Source organism: Mesorhizobium sp. M1E.F.Ca.ET.063.01.1.1 (assembly GCF_003998155.1).
Lineage (GTDB): Bacteria > Pseudomonadota > Alphaproteobacteria > Rhizobiales > Rhizobiaceae > Mesorhizobium.
This window is the reverse complement of sequence record NZ_RZSC01000941.1, coordinates 1-1,989: the sequence shown is the minus strand read 5'-3', so window position 1 is coordinate 1,989 and position 1,989 is coordinate 1. Positions and strand designations below refer to the sequence as shown.

General features: G+C 65.1%; 2 protein-coding genes. One reads left to right on the top strand and one right to left on the bottom strand.

What is annotated here, in order from left to right:
• Positions 1-15: 15 nt before the first annotated feature.
• On the top strand, positions 16-789 hold the full coding sequence (otsB, locus tag EOA29_RS34550) for a trehalose-phosphatase (protein WP_127222264.1): 774 nt from the start codon (positions 16-18) through the stop codon (positions 787-789).
• 131 nt (positions 790-920) lie between these two features.
• Here the strand turns inward: otsB and EOA29_RS34545 are convergent, their stop codons facing one another.
• Positions 921-1,952 carry a hydroxyacid dehydrogenase gene (locus tag EOA29_RS34545; RefSeq protein ID WP_126092942.1) on the bottom strand — a complete coding sequence of 344 codons (1,032 nt, stop codon included), beginning with the start codon at positions 1,950-1,952 and terminating at the stop codon, positions 921-923.
• Between the last annotated feature and the right edge of the window lie 37 nt (positions 1,953-1,989).

Here is a 1,989-nt window from a genome sequence, read left to right as displayed (position 1 = left end):
AACTTACAGACAGATTTGACGCCACGACTCCCCGAAGGTCGATGGGCGCTTTTCCTCGACATTGACGGAACCTTGCTGGAACACGCGGCCCATCCGGACAGCGTGTCGGTCGGCGAGGGGCTGCGCCTCCTGCTGGAGACGATCGACCAGCGGCTGGACGGCGCGCTCGCCTTCATCACCGGCCGCTCGATCGCGGCCGTCGACGGCCTGTTCGACCCCTTGAAGCTGCGGATCGCCGGCCTCTATGGGCTGGAACACAGGCTGACGCCGGACGGGCAAATCGAGGCCGCCGACGAGCCGGAGGATATGGCGGCACTGGCCGACGAGATCGAGCTCGAGCTGGCAAGCAAGGCCGTCTATATCGAGCGCAAGGGCCCGGTGCTCGCTATTCACACAAGGGCGGCGCCGCATTTGCTGGCCCGCGCGACGGAACTGGTCGAGGCGGCGCTTGCCCGCCTGCCGGAAGGATACCGGGTCATCGCCGGCAATGCCGGCGTCGAGCTGATGCCGCTCGAAGCCGCCAAGGGGGCGGCGATCAGGCGCTTCATGCAGCTCGATCCGTTCAGCGGCCGGCGTCCGGTATTCCTCGGCGACGACACGTCGGACGAGAACGGCTTTGAGACCGTCAATGCCGCGGGCGGGATCTCGATCCGCGTGAAGCCGCAGGGCGAGACCGCGGCACGCTTCGCCATCGCCGACGTCGCCAGCGCGATCGCCTGGCTCGAGGCGAATTTCGGCACAACCGATGAAGAAGAAATCATCCGCCGCAGTTCGGCATTGCCTACCTAGAGCGGTTCACCGTTTCACGGAAACGGCGACCCGCTGTACCCCTTGTTTTGACGCAATTCCAGACGGAAAACCGCTCACACTTTTCCTGGAATTGCTTTAGCCATACGGAGAATGTGTCGGCCGCCGGTCATTCAGTTTCTGTCGACCGGCTTGGAGCGCATCCGGGAAACGGTCTCGCGCTCGGCGCGCTTGGAGCGCATCGGCGGCAGGCCGCGATCGACGAGGTCCATGTCCTCCAGCACCATGTCGCCCATGCGCTTGAAAGCGACGTCGAGCGCGCCGGCGCGGTGGGCCGAACGCAGGAAGCCGGGCAGGGCGCGGACCGGATGGTCCTTCGCCAACGGCTCCTCCGGGAAGACGTCGCTGGCGGCGACGATGTGGCCGCTCTTCACCGCCGCCATCAAGGCCGCAAAATCGACGACACCGGCGCGGCTGAGGAGGATGAAGGCGGCGCCCTTGCGCATCTTCGCGAAGGCATCGGCGCCGAGGAAACCCTGGTTCTCGCTGGTCACCGAGGCGACGACGAAGACGAAATCGCTTTCCGACAGCACCTTGTCGAGCGAGGCCGGTTCGACGCCGTGCTCGACAAGTACGGAAGGCGGCAGCCATGGGTCATAGACCCTGGTGCGGGTGCGGAAGCCGGAAAGCAGGCGATTGAGCGCGCGGCCAAGATCGCCGAAGCCGATGATGCCCACATCGGCGCCCGAGAGCAGTCGGGCTTTCTGGTTGCCGTCGCCGCCCCACAGCTCCTTGCCTTGCCGGAAGGCGAGGTCGGCATCGACGATGTTGCGCGCCAGGTTGAGCGCCATGGCAAGGCCGAGCTCCGCAACCGGTTCCGCAAACACCAGGCCGGTGGTGACGACGTGGATGCCGCGGGCGAACAGCGTCTCATAGGGCATGTTGTTGATGAGGTTGGTCTCGACATTGAAGATGCAGCGCAGCGCCTTCAATTTCTCCAACGTGTCCGGCGCGATCGGCGGCTGGCCGACGATGTAGCGCGCTTCGGCCAGCACATTCGGAGGCAACTCAGCCACGCCTTCGGGCGTTGTCTCGACGATGCGATATTTTTTGCGAAACAGCGCCAGTTGCGGCGGCGTGAAAATCAGGTCGAGCGTGCGCGGTTCGGGCGCGCTGATCACCAGCGGCGAGGCTTTGTTGGACATGATGTTCCTCCCGGCGCGACTGGATTGCGTCAATCAC